Here is a 19,598-nt window from a genome sequence, read left to right as displayed (position 1 = left end):
TCGTCTTTCGCCGCTCAGTGCGAGTCGGCCCAGACCTTCTTCTTGGTGAAGTACATCAGGCCCGCGAAGACGATCAGGAACACGAAGACCTGGAAGCCGAGGCGCTTGCGCGCTTCCATGTGCGGCTCGGCGGTCCACATCAGGAAGGTGGTGACGTCCTTGGAGTACTGCGCGACGGTAGTCGGCGAGCCGTCGTCATAGGTCACCTGGCCGTCGCTGATCGGCTTCGGCATCTTGATGGCGTGGCCCGGGAAGTACTTGTTGTAGTACGAGCCCTCCGGGAGGGTGACGCCCTCCGGCACCTTGTCCTCATAGCCTTGGAGCAATGCGGCGACGTAGTCAGGCCCCTGCTCCTGGTACTGGGTGAAGACGTCGAAGATGAACCAGGGGAAGCCGCGCTTGTAGGAGCGCGCCTTGGTGATCAGGGACAGGTCCGGCGGCGCCGCACCGCCGTTCGCGGCACGCGCGGCCTGCTCGTTCGCGAACGGCGACGGGAAATAGTCCGCCGGCCGGCCCGGACGCTCGAACATGTCCCCCGCATCGTTCGGGCCGTCCTTGACCTTGTACTCGGATGCAAACGCCGCGGCTTGCGCCACCGAATAGCCGGGCCCGCCGGGCTCGGCGAGGTTACGGAAGGCGACGAAGGACAGGCCGTGGCAACTGGCGCAGACCTCCTTGTAGACCTTGAGGCCGCGCTGCAGCGCGCCGCGATCGAACTTACCGAAAGGGCCCGAGAACGACCATGTGTTGCCTGGCGGCTTATCGCTGCCTTCGGCTGCTTTCGCGCTGTCGATCGAGCCCGCGAACAGCGAGCCGGCGAGCGCCAGCACGATCGCGGTCGAGACCATCGGCGTCGACCGGCTGCCGGTCTTGGCCAGCACGGCATCCGAGATCGAGTTCGGCACCGGCCGCGGCTTCTCGATGCGCGCGAGCAGCGGCAGCACGATCAGGAAGTAGGCGAAGTAGCAGAACGTCAGGATGCGGCCGGCGATGACGTAGATGCCTTCCGGCGGCTGTGCGCCGAGATAGCCGAGCAGGATGCAGACCGCGACGAAGATCCAGAAGAACTGCTTGGCGAGCGGACGGTACTTCGAGGACTTAGTCTTGGCGGTGTCGAGCCAGGGCAGGAAGCACAGGATGATGATCGCCCCGAACATCGCGATGACGCCCGCGAGCTTGTCGGGAATCGAGCGCAGGATCGCGTAGAACGGCAGGTAATACCATTCCGGCACGATGTGCGGCGGCGTCACGCCCGGGTTCGCGGGAATGTAGTTGTCGGCGTCGCCGAGATAGTTCGGCATGTAGAAGATGAACCAAGCGTACAGCAGCAGGAAGCAGGCGACGCCGAACATGTCCTTGATGGTCGCATGCGGCGTGAACGGCACCGTGTCCTTTTCCGTCTTCGGCTCGACGCCATCAGGGTTGTTCTGGCCAGCGACGTGCAGCGCCCAGACGTGGAGCACGACGACGCCTGCGATCACGAACGGCAAGAGATAGTGCAGCGAGAAGAAGCGGTTCAGCGTCGGGTTGCCGACTGCATAGCCGCCCCAGAGCAGCGTCACGATGCTCTCGCCGACATAGGGAACGGCCGAGAACAAATTGGTGATGACGGTGGCGCCCCAGAAGCTCATCTGGCCCCAGGGCAGCACGTAGCCCATGAAGCCGGTCGCCATCATCAGGAGGTAGATGATGACGCCGAGGATCCACAGCACCTCACGCGGCTCCTTGTACGACCCGTAGTACAGACCGCGGAACATGTGGACGTAGACGGCGACGAAGAACATCGAGGCGCCGACCGCGTGCATGTTGCGCAGCAGCCAGCCGTAGTTCACGTCACGGACGATCAGCTCGACCGACTTGAAGGCGAGATCGGCGTTTGGCGTGTAGTGCATCGCCAGGATCACGCCGGTCAGGATCTGCATTCCGAGCATGAAGGAAAGAATGGCGCCGAAGGTCCACCAATAGTTCAGGTTGCGCGGGGTGGGATAGGCGACGAAGGAGGAATGGATGAGACCAAAAATCGGCAGGCGCCGCTCGATCCATTGCAGGGCCGGATTGCTCGGCTGGTAGTCGGATGGTCCGCTCATGATGCGATCCTGAGGAAATAGTACGACGAGACGGCGCGAAGCTTCGGACTTGAGTCCGAAGCTCAGCCGATCTGGATTTTGGTGTCGGAAACGAACTGGTACGGCGGCACGGCCAGGTTCGTGGGCGCTGGGCCCTGGCGGATGCGGCCGGACGTATCGTAGACCGAACCATGGCAGGGGCAGAAGAACCCGTCGTAGCTGCCTTCATGAGCGATCGGGATACAGCCGAGATGGGTGCAGATGCCGATCACGACCAGCCACTGCTCGTGGCCCGACTTGACCCGGGCCTCGTCGGTCTGCGGATCCGGCAGGCTCGCCACGTTGACGGAGCGCGCCTCGTCGATCTGCTTCTTGGTGCGGTGACTGATGTAGATCGGCTTGCCGCGCCAGAACACCTTGATGTCCTGGCCTTCCGCGATCGGGCTGAGATCGACCTCGATCGGCGCACCGGCGGCGATGGTCGAGGCATCCGGATTCATTTGGGAGATGAAGGGCCAGAGCGCAGCCGCGCCCCCTACTGCTGCAAATGCCCCTGTTGCAACGAATAAGAAATCACGGCGTGTCGGATGGTCCGCCGAAGACGCTGTCGTCACGATTCCAACCCTTTCTTCTTGCGCTACCGGTGGAACCGCTCCGAGGGGCGCCCAAGAGGTCCCCGGAAAGGCTGCCGGCACCCGCGGCCCCCCGCGGCGGCAGAACTTGGCTTGTTCACCTCTAAACGGGTGAAACAGCAGTCCAGAATCGTTCTATTGGCACCCTTGCCGGGCGAGCGCAAGCCCGCTAACGGCGTGAGAGCGTGCAATGCACGAATTCCCGGGCGGGCGATGTTTTATTGAGACATTTTGCGCCCGCAAGCCAACTCGCCGCCGCCCATGCAGATCGCACTTTTCCAGCCCGACATCCCCCAGAACACCGGCACGATTCTTCGCCTCTGCGCCTGCCTGGGGCTCGATGCCCATATCATCGAACCGGCGGGCTTCCCCATCTCGGACCGCCTGTTCCGCCGGGCGGGAATGGACTACCTCGACCATGTCAGGCTGGCCCGCCACGTCTCCTGGGCGACATTCGAGGACTGGCGTGCAGGCCAGGGCCACCGGCTGCTGCTGTTCACCACCAAGGCCGCCACCGACTACCGCGATTTTCATTACCAGAGCTCGGACATCCTGCTATTCGGGCGCGAGAGCGCCGGCGTCACCGATGCGGTGGTCGAGGCGGCCGATGCGCGTCTGGTGATTCCGATCAAGGCGGGGCTGCGGTCGCTCAATGTGGCCATGAGCGTAGCCATGGCCGCCGGCGAGGCGCTGCGGCAGACCCGGAACCCGCAAGGTTTGACAGGTTGAGGAGAGAGGCTTGAGTTACGCGGTCAAGGAGATCTTCCTGACCCTGCAAGGCGAAGGCGCCCATGCCGGGCGCGCGTCGGTGTTCTGCCGCTTTGCCGGCTGCAACCTCTGGAGCGGGCGGGAGGCCGACCGCGCGGATGCGACCTGCAAGTTCTGCGACACGGATTTCGTCGGCACCGACGGCACGCTCGGCGGGCGCTATGGCTCGGCTGCGGAACTCGCCGATACCATCGCCGCGCAATGGACAGCGGCTGCCGCCAATCGCTACGTCGTGCTGACCGGCGGGGAGCCGCTGCTCCAGGTCGACGCCGCGCTGATCGAGGCGCTGCACGAAAGAGGCTTCGAGATCGGCGTCGAGACCAACGGCACGATCGCAGCTCCTGATGGGCTCGATTGGATCTGCGTTAGCCCCAAGGGCGGCAGCGAGCTGGTCCTGCGCCAGGGCCACGAGCTGAAGCTGGTCTATCCACAGGCCTTGGCGATGCCCGAGGCATTTGAGGATCTCGCCTTCGAGCGCTTCTCGCTGCAACCGATGGACGGGCCTGAGGTCATCGAGAACACCGCGCGCGCGATCGATTATTGCCTGCACCATCCGCAATGGCGGCTCAGCGTGCAAACCCACAAATCGCTCGGCATCAGATAGGACGCAACCCGCGAATGCAGATGGACCTGACGACGATCGAAGCCCGCAAGGCCCGCGCCCGCGCCTGGTTCGAGCGCTTGCGCGACGACATCTGCGCGAGCTTCGAGCGGCTGGAGGATGACGCGCCGCAAAGCCTCTATCCGGGCGAGGTCGGCCGCTTCAAGCGCACGCTTTGGCAGCGCACCGACCATTCCGGCGCGGCTGGCGGCGGCGGCGTGATGTCGATGATGCATGGCCGGCTGTTCGAGAAGGTCGGCGTGCACTGCTCGACCGTGCACGGCGAGTTCGCACCCGAGTTTCGGGCCCAGATCCCCGGCGCGGCGGAGGATCCAAAATTCTGGGCCTCCGGCATCTCGCTGATCGCGCACATGCGCAATCCGAATGTCCCTGCCGTGCACATGAACACGCGCTTCGTCGTCACCACGAAAGCCTGGTTCGGCGGCGGCGCCGACCTGACGCCGGTGCTGGAGCGAAGGCGGACGCAGGACGATCCCGACAGCATTGCCTTCCATGCCGCGATGAAGCAGGCCTGCGCGCAGCCGAGCGGCGTTGCCGACTACGACAAGTACAAGAAATGGTGCGACGAGTATTTCTACCTGCCGCACCGGAAAGAGGCGCGCGGCATTGGCGGCATCTTCTACGACTGGCACGACAGCGGCGACTGGGACGCCGACCTCGCCTTCACCCAGGACGTCGGCCGCGCCTTCCTGAAGATCTATCCCGAGATCGTACGGCGCAACTTCGCGAGCACCTGGACGCCTGCGGACCGCGAGGAGCAATTGATCCGCCGCGGCCGCTACGTCGAGTTCAACCTGCTCTACGACCGCGGCACCATCTTCGGACTGAAGACCGGCGGCAACGTGGACTCCATCCTGTCGTCGCTGCCGCCCGAGGTGAAGTGGCCATGAACGCCGTGCTGCCGCCGCTGCCCCGCGCCATGCTGATCGACATGGACGACACCATCCTGTCGGCCTATGGCCGGCCCGAGATCGCCTGGAACACGATCACGGCCGAATTCGCCGAGGAGCTCGCCCCGCTGCCACCGCCGATGGTCGCGACCGCAGTGCTGGCCTTCGCGCGAAACTTCTGGGCCAATGCCGAACCGGCGTGGCGGATGAAGCTCGCCGAGGCGCGGCACCTGACCGTGAAGGGCGGCTTCGCCGCGCTCGCGGCCGCAGGCCACCGCGCCCTGCCCGATGACCTCGCCATTCGCCTCGCCGACCGCTTCACCGCCTATCGCGAGGAGGAGATGTTCGTCTTTCCCGGCGCGCACGAGGCGATCGACCAGTTCAAGGCGCTTGGCATCAAGCTCGCGCTGGTCACCAACGGCGCCGCCGACATGCAGCGCGCCAAGGTCGAACGCTTCGAGCTGGCGCACCGCTTCGACCACATCCAGATCGAGGGCGAGCACGGCTTCGGCAAGCCCGAGGAGCGCGCCTATCTGCACGCGATGCAGGCGCTCGGCGTCACCGCTGAGGACACCTGGATGATCGGCGACAATCTGGAATGGGAAGTGGTGACGCCGCAGCGCCTCGGCATCTATGCGATCTGGATGGACGTGCATGGCGAGGGCCTGCCCGAGGGCTCGACGGTCAGGCCCGACCGCATCATCCGCTCGCTCGGCGAACTGCTGCCGGACCGGCCGTAATCAGCCGGTCAAAACAAGACTCGAAAAACAACCCCATGCACAGTAGCGCGCTGCTGTAAAATCAAGGACTTGCGGATTTTACGAAAAATTTCTGACCCGTCGGGCAAAACAGGGGTATTGTGGCATCGTCGCGAGGGTTGCCATCGACCCTAGAGCGCGATGCGATGAGGATGAATCGTCATCGCGCTCTAGCTTATTGTTTGAGCATGATCTTTTCGGAAAACCGCTACGCACTTTTCCGGATCATGCTCTTGTCCCTCCCGCGAGAGGCTCGAGCACGCCCAAGGCAACCTATTCCACGGTGATATTGCCGGTCTCAATGACCCGCTTCCAGCGGGCCAACTCAGAGACCAGAAACTCCTGGAATTGCTCCGGGGTGTTAGCCACGATTTCGAGGCCGATATCCTCCATTCGTTTGCGTACGTCCGGTGCCTTCAGCGCCGCGACGATCTCGCCATGCAATTTTGCTTTCACATCGGCAGGAAGCCCCTTCGGAGCAGCCACCGCCTGCCACGAAAAGACGTCGACACCATCGATCCCAAGTTCCTTCAAGGTGGGCACTTCGGGCAAAAGACGGGATCTGGCATCACCGGTGATGGCGAGAACCTTGAGCTGCTTGGATTGAATTTGCCCGATGACGGCGTTGATGTTTTGAAACGATACGTTGACATGCCCCGCGAGGAGATCACTCACAGCGGGCGCCCCGCCGCGATACGGCACATGGAGACCGGTCGTCCCAGTGCGCTGCCAGAACAGCGCCGCCGTGAGATGATCGGACGAACCCGCACCCGAGCTTGCAAAAGTGATCTTGCCGGGGGCCTTCTTCAGTTGCTCCACCAATTCGGCGACGGTGTTTGCCGGAAAGTTCAAGTTGGCGACCAGGACGTTCGGTGCGCGCACGGCGACCGTCAAAAGGTCGAAGTCCTTCAGAGGATCATACTTCAGATTAGGCTGAAGAAATGGATTCGTCGCATAGACACCGATCGAGCCGACGAGAATGGTGTATCCGTCCGCTGGCGCCCGGGCCACCGCCGTTGCTCCAAGAGCGCCCGTTGCGCCGGAGCGGTTTTCGACGACCACCGGCTGCCCCAGCGTATCGGAGACCTTCTGTCCGATTGCGCGCGCGACCATGTCGGACGAGCCTCCCGCCGGGAATGGAACGATAAAGGTGATATTCCTTTCCGGCCAGGCCGCGTATGCCATCGAGGTTGCGGCAAGAAGCAGGATGCCAGCTGCACCAAATCGAATCTTCGATAAAAAAGTAGCATTGCCCATTGTCGATCCTCCGTTGCGACATTTTTCTGAGGGCCTATTTTACGTGCACATGCCATCCCGATTGATGCTCAGATTGTATTGATTGATCCACTATTTATCACAGGCGCTTTGTCGCGGTGAAATCGCCGGCGTGCAAACCTGCCGAGGGGTGGCGCTTCGCTCTTCCAAGCGTTGTCGAGTTTTGCCTACGCGTTGTCTCAACTCCCACGCTTCACCTTGAGCGTCAGCAGCGGCTTGCCTTTCTCGGCGATGTAGGTCGCGAGCTCCGCCGCGTTGCGGGCGCAAACGCGGTCTTTCACGCCCCAATCATTGCGCAGCGTATCTCGCGGTCAACGAATGACCGTGCAAGCTGCCGGAGAACACCACGATCGCCTTTGGCGACAGCTCGGCTTGCAGCTTTCCCGTCATCATGTTGGGATTGGCCGGCGCAAGCGGAACGGTGACCGTCTTGCCGCCATCCTGAATCGTTGCGCGTCCCCGCATATCCTTCGTCGACAGCGGCGATCCATCGTCATCCCCAACGTAAAAGACGATGTCCGTCCCCTTACTGACGAATTCGATCGGATGCCCTTGCGACTTGACGATAGGGCCGCCGTTGCTGCCCTTCGTCTGCGCCGCGGCAACATCCAGCGTCACGATCATCACAGCCGTCATGGCGAGGCCGATATAAGTTCTCATTGCAGGCTCCTCGGTGGTTGTCCGCGCGCATCAATAGGCTTCCGCGGGGGTGAACGTTGCGGCGTGCCCGGCCACCAGCCGCTGCAGCGGCTGTTTGCCGAACATCAGAAACAGAATCGGGGTCACGATTGTGTCGAGGACCGTGGCGCTGAGCAGGCCGCCGAAGATCGTCACGGCCACCGGGTGCAGGATTTCCCGACCCGGCTCGTCCGCGCCGATCAAGAGCGGCGTGAGGGCTAGTCCTGCGCAAAGCGCCGTCATCAGCACCGGACTGAGGCGCTCCATGCTGCCGCGAATGACCAGCCCGGCCCCGAAACGCTCGCCTTCGTGGATGGCGAGATTGATGTAGTGCGAGATCTTCAAGATCCCGTTGCGCGCCGAGATGCCGGCCAGCGTGATGAAACCGATCATCGATGCCACCGACAAGGGCTGCCCGGAGATCTTCAGCGCGGCGACGCTGCCGATCAGGGCGAGCGGAATACCTCCCATGATGATCAGCGCCAGTGCGATCGACCGGTAGCGGCTGTAGAGGACGACGAAGATCATCGCCATGGAGGCCAGCGACAGAATGCCGATGCGCCAGGTCGCCTCCTGCTGGGCCTGGAACGCGCCTTCGAGGCTGGTCGTGTAACCTTGCGGGAAGTCGAGCTCGCGAACCGACCTCTGAATGTCGGCAGCGATATCGGCGATGTCGCGGCGTCCGTCCCCGTTGCCGTACACGACGATCCTGCGCTGGGTCCCCTCCCGCTGAATCTGGTTCGGCCCGTCTGTCTCGACGATATCGGCCAAAGCGCTCAGCGGGACGAACTCCGAGCCGGTCGGGATGAGCAAATTGTGCAGTCCCGTGGTCGAACGGTCTTGCTCCGACAGGCGCATCACGACGTCGAAACGGCGATTGCCGTCGACGATCTGGGAGACCTTCCGGCCATTGGACAGCGCGTCGAGTGCCTGGGTGACCGCAGCCGGCGTCAGGCCGTGAAGCGCGGCGCGAGCATGGTCGATTTGAACCCGCACTTGCGGAATCAGCACCTGCTTCTCGACCTGGAGATCGACCAGACCCGGGATCGTCGACAGACGCTGGCGCACCGTTTCGGACAGCCGCCGCAACATCTCGATGTCCTGGCCGAAGATCTTGAGCACGATCTGGGCACGAATACCGGACTGGAGATGATCGAGGCGGTGGCTGATCGGCTGTCCGATGGCCACCGACGCCGGCAGCGCGGACAGGGCTTCCCGGATGCTGGCATAGATGTCCGCCTTCTGGCGCTTGGACGGTGTGAGATCGACATCGACCTCGCTGTAGTGCACGCCTTCGGCGTGTTCATCCAGTTCGGCGCGGCCGGTGCGCCGTCCGACCGATTTCACCTCGGGCACCTTTGCGAGCAACTGCTCCGCCAATAGGCCAAGACGGTTGGATTCCGCGAGCGAAATGCCTGGATTGTACTGCAGCGACAGGACCAGCGTCCCCTCGTTGAAAGGAGGAAGAAAGCTGCGGGGCATCTGGCTCGCGGCATAGCCTGCCACCGCGACCGCAGCGGCGACGAAGACCAGCACCAAACCCTGCCGCTGGAAGGCCCAGCCGAGCACCCGCCGATTGGCCTGCTTCAGCTTCGTGACGACAAAGCTCTCGCGGTCACCTGAATGAGCTCGTCCCGAAAGCAGATAGTAGGACAGCACCGGCGTCACCGTGATCGAGGTCAGCAGCGAAGCCAGAATCGAGACCACATAGGCGACGCCAAGCGGCGTGAACAGCCGCCCTTCGATTCCCGGAAGGGCGAACAGCGGCACAAAGACGAGAACGATGATCATCGTTGCATAGACGATGCTGGAACGAACCTCCTGGCTCGCGCCGGAGATCACGTCGAGAACAGGGCGCGGGGTGCTCGACGCAGCGTTCTCCCGCAGGCGCCGCAGGATGTTTTCGACGTCCACGACGGCATCGTCGACCAGCTCACCGATCGCGATGGCGAGGCCGCCCAGCGTCATGGTGTTGATCGTGAGGCCGAAGGCGCGAAACACCAGGACCGTCACCAGGATCGATATTGGAATGGCCGTCAGCGACACGAACGCGGCGCGACCGTTCATCAGGAAGACGAACAGGACTATTGCGACGACGATCGCGGCCTCGATCAGGACGCGCTCGACATTGCCGATCGAGGTCTCGATGAAGGTGGCCTGCCGGAACTGCACGTTGGTGACGCTGATGCCCCCGCGCATAGTGCGTTGCAGCTCCCGCAGCGTTGATTCAACATTGCGCGTCAGTGCTACGGTATCCGCAGCCGGTTGCTTCATGACGCTGACGATGACGGCGGGCTTGCCGTTATATCCTGCGTCACCGCGCTTGGTCCGCGCGGCAAAATCCACAGAGGCAATCTGCTTCAGCAGGATCGGCTGCTCTCCGCGGTTGACGACGACGGTGTTGCGGAGGTCCTCGATACGCCTGGTGAGACCGACATTGCGGATCAGATATTCGCGGCCATGCTGGTCGACGAAGCCGCCGCCGCTGTTGGTGCCGAACCTTGCGACCGCCTGCTCGATCTGATCATGGGTGACGCCGAGTGCCTGCATGGTGGCGACGTTCGGCGTCACGCGATATTGGCGGACCTCGCCGCCGATGGGTATCACCTGGGCGACGCCGGGAATGGCGAGGAGTTGCGGTCGGACGACGAAGTCGGCGATCTCGCGCACGTCCATGGGTGAAGCCGTGCCATCGCTCGTCAGCGCGATCAGCATGATCTCGCCCATGATCGAGGTCACCGGGCCCATCTGGGGATTGACCGCGGACGGCAATTGCTCGCGGATCAGCGCCAGCCGCTCGGAGACGAATTGCCGGGCGCGGTAGATTTCGACGCCCCAGTCGAACTCGACATAGACGACCGACAGACCAACGCCCGAGACCGAGCGCACGCGAATGACGCCGGGCATGCCGTTCATCGACGTCTCGATCGGGAACGTCACCAGCTGTTCGACCTCCTGGGGCGCCAGTCCCTCTGCCTCGGTCAGGATGTTGACGGTCGGGCGGTTGATGTCAGGCAGGACGTCGACCGAAACGCTCGGCAGGATGAACAGGCCGTAGCCGACCAGGACGGCGGCGACCACCAGCACGAACAGGCGATTGCGCAAGCTTGTCTGGACGATGAGCTTGAACATGGTCGGCTACCGGATCTGGTTGATGAGGTCGGTGCCGCGAACGACGACATGTTCGCCTTCGTTGATACCGGCGGCCACGATCACGCGGGCTGCGTCTACCTGCACCACGCGAACCGGCCTCGGCTCGAAGCGCTCGGGCTCCGTGTGTAGCCAAACGATATTCTCACCGTTGCCGCTTCGAACGACGGCATTGCGCGGCACGACCAGGCCAGACACGGGCGCTCCGGCCTGGACCATCACATTCAACGGCTGACCGATGTTGAGACCTGCTGGTGGCTCCGGAATGGCGAACTGAACCACGGACGCATGCTGGCGCAGCGCCCGGCTCGTCCCGACGAAGCTCAGCGCAATCTGCTGCCCGTTCGGAGCCATTGCCGTTGCGGCTTCAGGCTGCTTCAAGCCGATTTCGTCATAGGCGAGCGCCTCGACCCAAAGACTGCTTGGGTCCGCGATCTGAAACAGGACGTCTTGGAGCTGTATGACCTGGCCCGGCGCGACCTTGGCTGCGGTGATGATGCCATCGGTCGATGCCCGCAGTTCCTCGAAGCCGGTGCGGGAATTGCGAACGGTCTCGCGGCGCGCCCGCAGACCCTCCAATTCGCTTTCGAGGTCGTTGACCTGCCCTTGCGGCACCGCGCCGCGTTCGGCCAGCGGCCGGAGACGCCGCAGCTTGTTGTCCGTGATCGCCATCAGCTGTTCGATCTCGCCGACCTTCTCGAGGATCGTCGTGCGGTCGGCGATTGGCAGATGCGGCTCGATCCGGATGAGCAGATCGCCCTTGCGGACGGTTTGCCCGATGCGGGGGATGCCGTCATCGCCGGGAACCACGCGGCCGCCGTAGATGCTCTGCACGATGCTGCTGCGGTTGGGGTCGGCCATGACACGGCCGATCAGGGTGACGGCGGGATGAATCGTCTGCGGCTCGGCTGCAGCGGTTCGTACCTCGAGCAGACGCTGCGTCGGCTTGGCCGCGAAGACGGTGCCGTCTTGCAGACGGCGCGGGGCATCGCTCAGCGCGGGAACATCCGGCGGGCTTGGTTGCGTTGCATTAGTCCGGCCCTCGCCGAACATGATGGCGGCGAGAATGACCAAAGCCCCCGCCATCACGGCGGACGTCGAGGCCGCCATGAAGCGGCCACGACGCCTCCAATAGGCGAAGAGACCGCCGAAGCCCAAGGCGGCGAGCGCGGACGCGGCGATGGCGGCTCGGTTCGATAGAAGCCAGCCGGGCTCGTGCTTGTGCTCCGCGGGCCGGGCCTCTGCACGCGGTACGAACGAGTCGACCAGCAGATCATTTCCCCTGCTAGCGCTGATCGAGAAGATCACCTCGACCGATCCAGACGGCGTGCCGTTCGGAATCGCGGCGGTGTAGACGCCGTCCTCCTGGCTCGATGCCTCGATCGGGGCGGAATCGCCGATCGTGACCTGCAAGGCGGCGTCCGAGACCGGCTCGTTCGTCGCGGCATCATCGATGAAGACGGACAGCCTGCCGTCCTTCAGGATGCCGACGACTTCGTAGAGCTCGGAGCGCGCGGCAATCCTCGGATAGGCTGAGGACACGACCGCCGTCTTTTCGGCGTCGCCGTGATCGTGCCCCTCATGGCCAAAGGCGCCCGACAAGCCAAAGACCAGGCTCGCCAACCAAAAAGCGCCAGCCAGCCCAAGAGCTGCGAGCCGCCCTTTCGGGCAGCGCTGATTCATCAACATCGAAAGATCCTTCAGACATGCGAAAAGGCGGCGACCGAAGCGCCGCCGGGACTACGCGATGCTGAAGGTACTTGGTGGCCGGACGAGTCCGTCGGGGCGCACCCCGACAATGGCCCGCGCGAGCGGCAGGTCCATGGCGCCGAGCACGTCGAAGACGCTGAGCAGGTGAACGACCTGCGCTGAGGCGATCGAGGTGCCAAACATGTCCCAGGCCACGCCGGGAGTGCCGTCCTCATCGTGATCCGGCCCGTCATGGACGTGGCCTTCCGCGTCGTCGCCGGCGTGGGAATGCACGTGGCCGGCCAATTGATCGTGGAAATGCAGGGAACCGCTGAGCGTGACGGACGGCATCGGAATGGCGCCAACAGCCGCCTGCGCCTGCGAGACCGAGATCAGGGCCGCCTGAAGCACAAACGCGGATATCGCCACGAACATGGCCGTTCTGGCGAGTTGACGAAGATGGTGGCGGATACCGTGCGGCACGCCGAAAAACTAGGCGATGCCGACCGCGAATTCAAGGCGACGTTCGCATCGCGGGAGGTGGTCCAGACACCCTCCCCGTTCGATCGAGGAGCTACCGCCGCCCGACATCCGGCAGCCCGCCTGCCTTACTTGAAGTGAAATGCTTCACAAGCCGCAATCCGGGATTGCGGTAGCCTCGTGCCATGGGGCGTGGCGAGTTGGAGGCGACAATGGAGCAGGACCTTCCGAAGCAGGCAGCGCGCACGCGATCCCCGGTGAAGGCGGCGGGTATCTGGCAGAGAATTCAATCCTGGGACAGCCGCCTCTCGGTCACCAAGGGACTGACGGCCGTGACCCTGCTGACCGGCTTCCTGGGCGGATATTTCCAGTACCTGAATTCCTATGAACAGAAGGTCGGCGAGCAGGCCAAGGCGGACATGCAGAAGGCGACCGACACCTTCCTCGAGATCTCGGACGCCTTCGCCGACGTGCAGATCCAGCAGGAGACCATGCTGCGCGAGCAGTTCGGCTCGCTGAAGGCGCAGGCAAGCCCCGCTTTCATTCCGGTGGACTCCAAGACATTCGGCTCGTTCTCGGACTATTGGAAGGCGCGCACGTCGCTGCGGCGGAACGGCGCCATCTTCGCGCGCAAGGCGGAGATCTACATCGACTGGCCCAGCGACCTCGGGCGCGACCCGGCCGCAGAGCACACGCTCGACCAGGATCCCCTGACGGCAACGCTGCTCACCAAGTACAATTTCGATTGCGATTCCGACGCCAACCTTCCTCAGTTCAAGGGTGCGATCTTCAATGGCGCCGATCCCGGACGCCCCAGCGACGAATTGTGCAACGACCCGACGGCCAATGGGCTCAAATCCTACGTCAACCTCTGTGCCAGGCGGGCGGATGGCGAGATCGATGCGTTGCAGAAGGTCGTGACCATCAACTGGTGGAGCGCCAAGCACCACGTCCTGGTGATGCACCATTGCTTCGAGGTGCTCCGCGGCGGACCGAATGCGTTGCAAGCTCCGGCCTCCGGCAACGACGTGCCGAACGATCGCAAGCTCGACAAACCACGCGACAGCAATGAGCACAGGCTACAGCTTCAGGCCCGCCGGCTGGACGCGTTCATGACGCTGACCATGGCGCAGCTGGATCGTATCAGGGTGCGATACCGCCCCACCGGCTTCTTCTGCCATGTTCCGCTCGCGCGCGATGCCATCGGCTATTTCAGCAACCAGTGCCTGCCGAACCAGCCGGTCACGAGCGAGCGCAGCTGAGTCGTACCGCGGAGACACCTTCCGGCGCCGGCAGCCGGCGTGATCGGCCTGTCATGACGGCCTGTTAGCGTCGGCCGTGTCGATCAACCCGAAAGGACAATCCATGGATCTGAAGGCCGGCGATGTCGTGATGCTGAAATCCGGCGGTCAGCCGCTGACCGTCGCGGAGGTGAAGGAGAACGAGGCGCTGTGCCTGTGGATGGGCATGGAAGGCGACCTGTTCCGCGAGACGCTGCCGCTCGCCGTGCTCGTGCAGGTGGAAGAAGACGACGAGGACGACGAAGACGAAGATGATGACGAGGAGTAGGCACTTCTCGGACTGCATTCTCGTGCGAGCCGAGTTCGGCTCCGGCGCGCCCGATGTCCGCTTCCCTGTCAACCACAGGGCGATAGCGGACATCGCTGGATGTCGCAGAAGCGCAAGCGATGGATTTCGCAAGCGAAGCTCGCCGCCAATGGCTCGACGGTGAAGGCGCTGTGCGTCGAGGGCCTCACCGCGGCCCCGATGACGGGCGCGGGTTGATCAGACGAGGATACGAGGCGCCGCCGTGGCCCTGTCTCCGGAATTCGGCGTCCCCGTCGGTTCGATCAAGAGGATGTGCACTTCCCCACGCGCCACCGGCCGGTGCTCGACGCCCTTCGGCACGACAAAAACCTCGCCGGGGTTGAGGGTGACCGTGCGGTCCCGCAGCTCGATGTCGAGCGTCCCGCTGAGCACGAGAAAGAAGTCGTCCGTGTCCTCGTGCTTGTGCCAATGAAACGGCCCCTCAAGCTTGGCCACCATGATGTCGTTGTCGTTATAGGTCGCCACCGTGCGCGGGGAGAAGCGATCAGTAAAGGTTGCGAGCTTCTCGGCGAGATTTGCGGGTGCTTTCATGGCGTCTCCCTGGACAAGCAGCAGTCTGGTCCGCGTTTGCAAGACGAGCTGCGCCGGTTAGCACGAGCTGAATCACAATACGAGACTGCTGCGACGCCGGGAGTGGCACAAGGATGGGTTTCGCAACGGCGAAACCCATCCCTACGAGCTGATGCCGATCGGATCAGAACCGATAGTTGATGCCGCCCTTGGCTGTATGAAGCTGAACCTCGGTGTCCGTGAAGGACGCTCCGGGGAATGCAAGAGCATTGCCGTTCGACTTTCCGAGATTGATGTAGATGTACTCGGCCTTGAACGTCCAGCGCGGGTCGAAAGCCCATTCAATGCCGCCACCCGCGGAGAAGCCGACCTGGACGTCGGACGATGACGCGCTTCGCGTCAGGGCCGGGAAGAAGCCGTTGAAATTGGCGATATTCGGCGTGGCGAGATTGGAGGTGAAGATGCTGTTCTTGACGTGGCCCCAGGCGAAGCCACCGGTACCGTAGATCAGCAGGTTGTTCGCCGCGTATCCGAGACGTCCGCGGATCGTGCCGAAGACATCGATTTCCTGCTTGAGATTGAACACGCCGGTGAAGGCGCCATTGTCGCCGCCGATCGTTCCGGTGACGCTGAAGGGACGGCTCGCCGTTTCCCTGATGGCAGCGCCGCTGACATCCGCTTCCAGACCATACACGAACGTGCCGGACTGCCAGTTATAGCCGATTTGGCCGCCGCCGAATCCGCCCTTGGGGCTCACATCCAGGGTGAACGGCCCAGTGCCACCCGTGACGACATAGCCGGGCACCGTCCCGGTTGCGAGCGCGCCGGGATCGAAGGTCGCCGTCGGATCGCTCCAGCCATAACCGCCATGCACGCCGGCGTAAAAACCGGTCCAGCTGAATGCGACCGGCGCGGGCGGCGCCTTGGTGTAGGCCCTGGCAAGATCGGCCGCGGAGGCGGCGTGGGAGAGACACACAGCCGAGGCCAGAAGGGCAGCAGAGACGATGGATTTGGAGACAATGGATTTCATGACTTCCCTCGAACGCTGTGCGCGTGACAAGGCGGCACCGCCTGAGCCAAGGTATAGAGGTGGTCTCGCAATATTGCTGTAGCGTCGGCGACACAGCGTGGAACTGCGGAACACGGTTTGTGCGCGCGAAGTTCGCCTGACGCGACGCCGCCAGATTTTCGCGACATCAGATGCTCCTCAGACGCCAAGAACGCCATTTCAGCCGGCGTCGTTAGACCACGAGCTGCCTCGCCGCTGCCGAGATCATCACCAGCCCGCCGGTGATCACGGCGGCATCGAGGATCGCGGTGCGGATGTGCACCGGCATCGACGAAGGCCTTGGCGAAGAACGCCGGGCACGGCCATACCGAAGTAGAAGCTGCAGAAGCGAGATATCGGCGAAGCCCGAGACGATGGTCAATCTTTCTGGTCGCCTCTGATGCGGGCCACGGCTTGATCGGCGAGCGTAGCGAGCGCGGCTTCTTCCAGCGGGAAATCCGCTGCGAGCCAGGCGTCTTCAGCGAGCGCCAACACATGGCCGAGCGCAGGTCCTTCGGCGAGACCGCGGGCGATGAAGTCGGCGGCCTTCAGCGGAAATTTCGGCGCGGTCCAGCGCTGCGGCAGCTCGGCAAGCGCGCGCCAGCGCGGCGAATGCACGTCAGCGGCGGCGCGTGCCCAGCCAAGCAATACGCGATCGTGATAGCTCTCGGGCCCGAGCCGGTACAGCAAGCGCCGTGCATTGGCTTCGTCCTTGGTGGCGAGGCGCCACCAGCGGTGCCCCATCGAATCCAGCGCCTTGGCCTCGGCATTGGAGAGCCGCAGGCGCACGGCGAGGCGCTTGGCGTCTTCGGTGACGGCGACCGAGAGCGCGGCCAGGCGCCGCGTGCTGCTGGGGCTGAGGCCGAGCTCGCGCTCGATCGCGATCATCGTGTCCAGGGGACCCGTATAGACGACGCCGCCAGTCAACGCCTGCAGCAATCCGCCCTCGGCCATGGCTCGCACGGCCGCAGCCGCACCACCGGCGACCAGCAGCTTGAGCATCTCCATGCGCACCCGCTCGGCCGACAGGCTGGCCAGGCCCGCGCGTCGGCGGATGCAGGCGAGATAGCCGTCCGGGTCGGGATCGCCGGCGCCGAAGGCGGCATGGATGCGGAAGAAGCGCAGGATGCGTAAGTAATCCTCGGCGATGCGCTGGTCGGGATCGCCGATGAAGCGCACGCGCCGCGCTTTGGCGTCGTTGATGCCGCCGACATGATCGTAAACCACACCGCGTGCATCGACCGACAGGCCGTTCATCGTGAAGTCGCGCCGCTCGGCATCCTTCACCCAGTCGCGGCCGAACGCGACCTTGGCCTTGCGGCCGAAGGTCTCGGTGTCCTCGCGCAGCGTCGTGACTTCATAGGGGTGGGCATCGATCACCAGCGTGACCGTGCCGTGGTCGATGCCGGTCGGCACGCTCTTGATGCCGGCAGCCTTGGCCCGCCGTATCACCTCGTCCGGCAGCGCCGTGGTCGCGATGTCGATGTCACCCGGCGCAAGGCCGAGCAGCGCGTTGCGCACGGCACCGCCGACCACCCGCGCCTCCTCGCCATCGGTGCCGAGCAGCGCCAGGACGCGCGCGGTGCCGCCTGCGGTCAGCCAGGGCGCATCGGCGAGTAAAGGCTCCGCGCTCATGGACCCGCCCCTACTTTTCCGTGCCCGGCACGAGCTTGCCGTCCTCGATATGGGCGGGGACGTAGGTCGAATCCGGCGGCGCGCCGGAGAACTCCGCCAAGCCGATGAGGCCCGCGATGACCAGCACGATCGCCACCAGCGCAAGACGCGCGACGATCGCGACCGGCCATGAGGAGCGTGCGAACACACCGGACCGCGTCGCCGCCAGGAACAGCGCATAGACGGCAAAGGGGATGAGGAAGATTCCGATCTCGGTCAGAACCGTCCGGATCATGACGAATAGATCCGCTCATACAGCACACGCAGCATGCCCGCCGTCGCCCCCCAGATGTAGCGTTCCGCGAACGGCATCGCGTAGTAGGACCGCGGCGTGCCGCGGAATTCCTTGCTGTGCACCTGGTGGTTCACCGGATTCATCAAGAAGGATAGCGGCACCTCGAAGGCATCATCAACCTCGGAATGGTTGATGCTGAGCGAAAAGCCGGGCCTGACCTTCGCCACCGTCGGCAGGATGCGGAAGCCGAAGGCGGTGCCGTAGAGATCGAGATAGCCGAGCGGCTCGACGAAGTCGCGTGCCAGCCCGACCTCCTCCTCGGCCTCGCGCAGCGCCGCATCGAGCGGCGAGGCATCGATCGCGTCGATCTTGCCGCCGGGAAAGGCGATCTGGCCGGCATGGTCGTTGAGGTGCGCCGAGCGCTGCGTCAGCAGGATGGTGGGCTCGGGATGGTCGACCACCGCGATCAGGACCGCTGCGGGACGCACCGGCTGCTCGCGCGCGATGATCTCGAGCATCTTGTCGGTGCCGGGATCGCCCGAGGCGGGGATGATGTTGGGATCATAGAGGCCGGGCGGCACGTCGAAGCCGAGCCGCGCCCTGGAGCGGGCGAAGAAATCCGCAGCGCCAAGCGCGACCGGCTCGTTCGTCAGGATAGGGTTGTTCAAATTCAAAGCGCCGCCCTCACCTGCTCCGCATCGGCCATGGCGAAGAACTCGCCGGCCGACTCGACACCGAACATCGGCTGGCCATCGACCATCCGCTCCTCGCCCATGTCAACCAGATCGTAATAGAGCGCGCGCGTCACCTTGGCCCAGAGGTCCGCGCGGACGTGCAGATAGGGCGTCAGCCCGCCATCCTCCGCCTGCTCGAAGCGCAGCCGGTGCGCCGCGTCGCAGGTGACCCAGTCGTCGACGTTGGTGCGGAAGTGCAACACGCGATGGCTGCCCTCGCCGTCCTTCTGCATCTCGACCGCCATGAACGGCGCATCGTCGACGCGGATACCAACCTTCTCCACCGGCGTGACCAGGAAATGCTTGTCGCCCTCGCGCTTGAGAATGGTCGAAAACAGCCGCACCAGGGCGGCACGCCCGATTGGCGTCCCCATGTAGAACCAAGTACCATCGGAGGCGATTCGGATGTCGAGATCGCCGCAAAACGGCGGATTCCACAGATGCACCGGAGGCAGGCCCTTCTTGGCGCCTTCGGCATTGGCAGCGCTTTTGGCGGCGGCAGTCAGTCCCTCGAGACCCCGATCGGCGCTCTGCCCTTGGTTCGCCATGGTTTGCCCTGACTTTGTGATTGGCACGATTGGTGCAGGTCTACGTTGTACTTAGGTGCGCGGTTCCATCCGGAATAGCCCGGTGTGGAGGTCGCCACTTCGTGATGCCGTACATACCCCGAAGCCGATAAGGTGGGGATAGGTTAATTCAACGAATACATGGCCTTCCTGCAAGTCTAGCATGGGGCCCATGATCTGGCGTGATGACCTGACGTGACAGGCTGACGATGCAA

At 63.9% G+C, this 19,598-nt stretch carries 19 protein-coding genes and 1 pseudogene; 6 read left to right on the top strand and 14 right to left on the bottom strand.

From position 1 onward, the window contains the following. Positions 1 to 14: 14 nt before the first annotated feature. Together fbcH and petA are read right to left on the bottom strand one after the other, a co-directional pair. Positions 15 to 2,087, bottom strand: a complete 2,073-nt coding sequence (gene fbcH, locus I6F16_RS07200) for a cytochrome b/c1 (protein ID WP_225114464.1) — start codon at positions 2,085 to 2,087, stop codon at positions 15 to 17. A 62-nt stretch (positions 2,088 to 2,149) separates the two neighbouring features. Then, positions 2,150 to 2,680 (bottom strand): ubiquinol-cytochrome c reductase iron-sulfur subunit, encoded by a 531-nt coding sequence (petA, locus tag I6F16_RS07195; protein ID WP_036024842.1) that lies wholly within the window; start codon positions 2,678 to 2,680, stop codon positions 2,150 to 2,152. Positions 2,681 to 2,959: 279 nt separating this feature from the next. Here petA and I6F16_RS07190 point away from each other — a divergent pair, with 279 nt between their 5' ends. Genes I6F16_RS07190 through I6F16_RS07175 form a run of 4 tightly spaced genes read left to right on the top strand, consistent with a single transcriptional unit; the run spans position 2,960 to position 5,718 of the window. After that, the gene (locus I6F16_RS07190) at positions 2,960 to 3,427 is read left to right on the top strand and encodes a tRNA (cytidine(34)-2'-O)-methyltransferase (RefSeq protein WP_225114465.1); all 468 of its coding nucleotides are present in this window, start codon (positions 2,960 to 2,962) and stop codon (positions 3,425 to 3,427) included. Between the two features lie 10 nt (positions 3,428 to 3,437). Then, complete coding sequence (gene queE / locus I6F16_RS07185) at positions 3,438 to 4,070, top strand: 7-carboxy-7-deazaguanine synthase (RefSeq protein ID WP_225114466.1); 633 nt, start codon at positions 3,438 to 3,440, stop codon at positions 4,068 to 4,070. A gap of 20 nt (positions 4,071 to 4,090) precedes the next feature. Further along, positions 4,091 to 4,978 (top strand): oxygen-dependent coproporphyrinogen oxidase, encoded by an 888-nt coding sequence (gene hemF, locus I6F16_RS07180; protein ID WP_225114479.1) that lies wholly within the window; start codon positions 4,091 to 4,093, stop codon positions 4,976 to 4,978. Continuing rightward, complete coding sequence (locus tag I6F16_RS07175; RefSeq protein WP_036024837.1) at positions 4,975 to 5,718, top strand: HAD family hydrolase; 744 nt, start codon at positions 4,975 to 4,977, stop codon at positions 5,716 to 5,718. The genes hemF and I6F16_RS07175 overlap by 4 nt, the downstream gene beginning before the upstream one ends. 291 nt (positions 5,719 to 6,009) lie before the next feature. Here I6F16_RS07175 and I6F16_RS07170 read toward each other — a convergent pair whose 3' ends face one another. The 5 genes from I6F16_RS07170 to I6F16_RS07150 form a co-directional block, all read right to left on the bottom strand. Then, a complete protein-coding gene (locus tag I6F16_RS07170; RefSeq protein ID WP_050995926.1) occupies positions 6,010 to 6,993 on the bottom strand; it encodes a tripartite tricarboxylate transporter substrate binding protein in 984 nt (327 codons plus the stop codon). Between the two features lie 306 nt (positions 6,994 to 7,299). After that, entirely contained in the window at positions 7,300 to 7,671 is a 372-nt protein-coding gene (locus I6F16_RS07165) for a hypothetical protein (protein ID WP_225141491.1), read from the bottom strand. A 30-nt stretch (positions 7,672 to 7,701) separates the two neighbouring features. Continuing rightward, entirely contained in the window at positions 7,702 to 10,821 is a 3,120-nt protein-coding gene (locus I6F16_RS07160) for an efflux RND transporter permease subunit (protein WP_225173519.1), read from the bottom strand. 6 nt (positions 10,822 to 10,827) lie between these two features. Beyond that, on the bottom strand, positions 10,828 to 12,528 hold the full coding sequence (locus I6F16_RS07155; RefSeq protein ID WP_225173518.1) for an efflux RND transporter periplasmic adaptor subunit: 1,701 nt from the start codon (positions 12,526 to 12,528) through the stop codon (positions 10,828 to 10,830). Positions 12,529 to 12,579: 51 nt separating this feature from the next. Next, positions 12,580 to 12,963, bottom strand: coding sequence for a hypothetical protein (locus I6F16_RS07150; RefSeq protein WP_225114470.1), 384 nt, complete (start codon positions 12,961 to 12,963; stop codon positions 12,580 to 12,582). A 257-nt stretch (positions 12,964 to 13,220) separates the two neighbouring features. Here I6F16_RS07150 and I6F16_RS07145 point away from each other — a divergent pair, with 257 nt between their 5' ends. Both I6F16_RS07145 and I6F16_RS07140 read left to right on the top strand, forming a co-directional pair. After that, a complete protein-coding gene (locus I6F16_RS07145) occupies positions 13,221 to 14,270 on the top strand; it encodes a hypothetical protein (RefSeq protein ID WP_128263021.1) in 1,050 nt (349 codons plus the stop codon). A 103-nt stretch (positions 14,271 to 14,373) separates the two neighbouring features. After that, positions 14,374 to 14,577: a DUF2158 domain-containing protein gene (locus I6F16_RS07140; protein ID WP_036024831.1), complete on the top strand. Its 204-nt coding sequence runs from the start codon at positions 14,374 to 14,376 to the stop codon at positions 14,575 to 14,577. A 216-nt stretch (positions 14,578 to 14,793) separates the two neighbouring features. Here I6F16_RS07140 and I6F16_RS07135 read toward each other — a convergent pair whose 3' ends face one another. From I6F16_RS07135 to I6F16_RS07110, 7 genes and pseudogenes are all read right to left on the bottom strand, one after another. Beyond that, positions 14,794 to 15,147, bottom strand: coding sequence for a cupin domain-containing protein (locus tag I6F16_RS07135; protein ID WP_109145945.1), 354 nt, complete (start codon positions 15,145 to 15,147; stop codon positions 14,794 to 14,796). Positions 15,148 to 15,310: 163 nt separating this feature from the next. Continuing rightward, complete coding sequence (locus tag I6F16_RS07130) at positions 15,311 to 16,156, bottom strand: outer membrane beta-barrel protein (protein ID WP_225114471.1); 846 nt, start codon at positions 16,154 to 16,156, stop codon at positions 15,311 to 15,313. Positions 16,157 to 16,367: 211 nt separating this feature from the next. Further along, positions 16,368 to 16,491, bottom strand: a pseudogene (locus I6F16_RS38160) (sulfite exporter TauE/SafE family protein); the annotation flags it as partial. Positions 16,492 to 16,552: 61 nt separating this feature from the next. Next, positions 16,553 to 17,809 (bottom strand): CCA tRNA nucleotidyltransferase, encoded by a 1,257-nt coding sequence (locus I6F16_RS07125; protein WP_225114472.1) that lies wholly within the window; start codon positions 17,807 to 17,809, stop codon positions 16,553 to 16,555. A 10-nt stretch (positions 17,810 to 17,819) separates the two neighbouring features. Further along, on the bottom strand, positions 17,820 to 18,083 hold the full coding sequence (locus tag I6F16_RS07120; RefSeq protein ID WP_036013774.1) for a DUF6111 family protein: 264 nt from the start codon (positions 18,081 to 18,083) through the stop codon (positions 17,820 to 17,822). After that, entirely contained in the window at positions 18,080 to 18,751 is a 672-nt protein-coding gene (locus tag I6F16_RS07115; protein WP_225114473.1) for a CoA pyrophosphatase, read from the bottom strand. Before I6F16_RS07115 ends, I6F16_RS07120 begins: the two co-directional genes overlap by 4 nt. A 2-nt stretch (positions 18,752 to 18,753) precedes the next feature. Then, a complete protein-coding gene (locus I6F16_RS07110; RefSeq protein ID WP_057026263.1) occupies positions 18,754 to 19,365 on the bottom strand; it encodes a DUF1285 domain-containing protein in 612 nt (203 codons plus the stop codon). Positions 19,366 to 19,598: the final 233 nt, after the last annotated feature.

Origin of the sequence: Bradyrhizobium sp. IC4060 (assembly GCF_020193715.1) — a bacterium.
GTDB classification, from domain to species: Bacteria; Pseudomonadota; Alphaproteobacteria; order Rhizobiales; family Xanthobacteraceae; genus Bradyrhizobium; species Bradyrhizobium yuanmingense.
The sequence above is the reverse complement of the archived record's forward strand: the minus strand, read 5'-3'. Positions and strand labels throughout refer to the sequence as shown.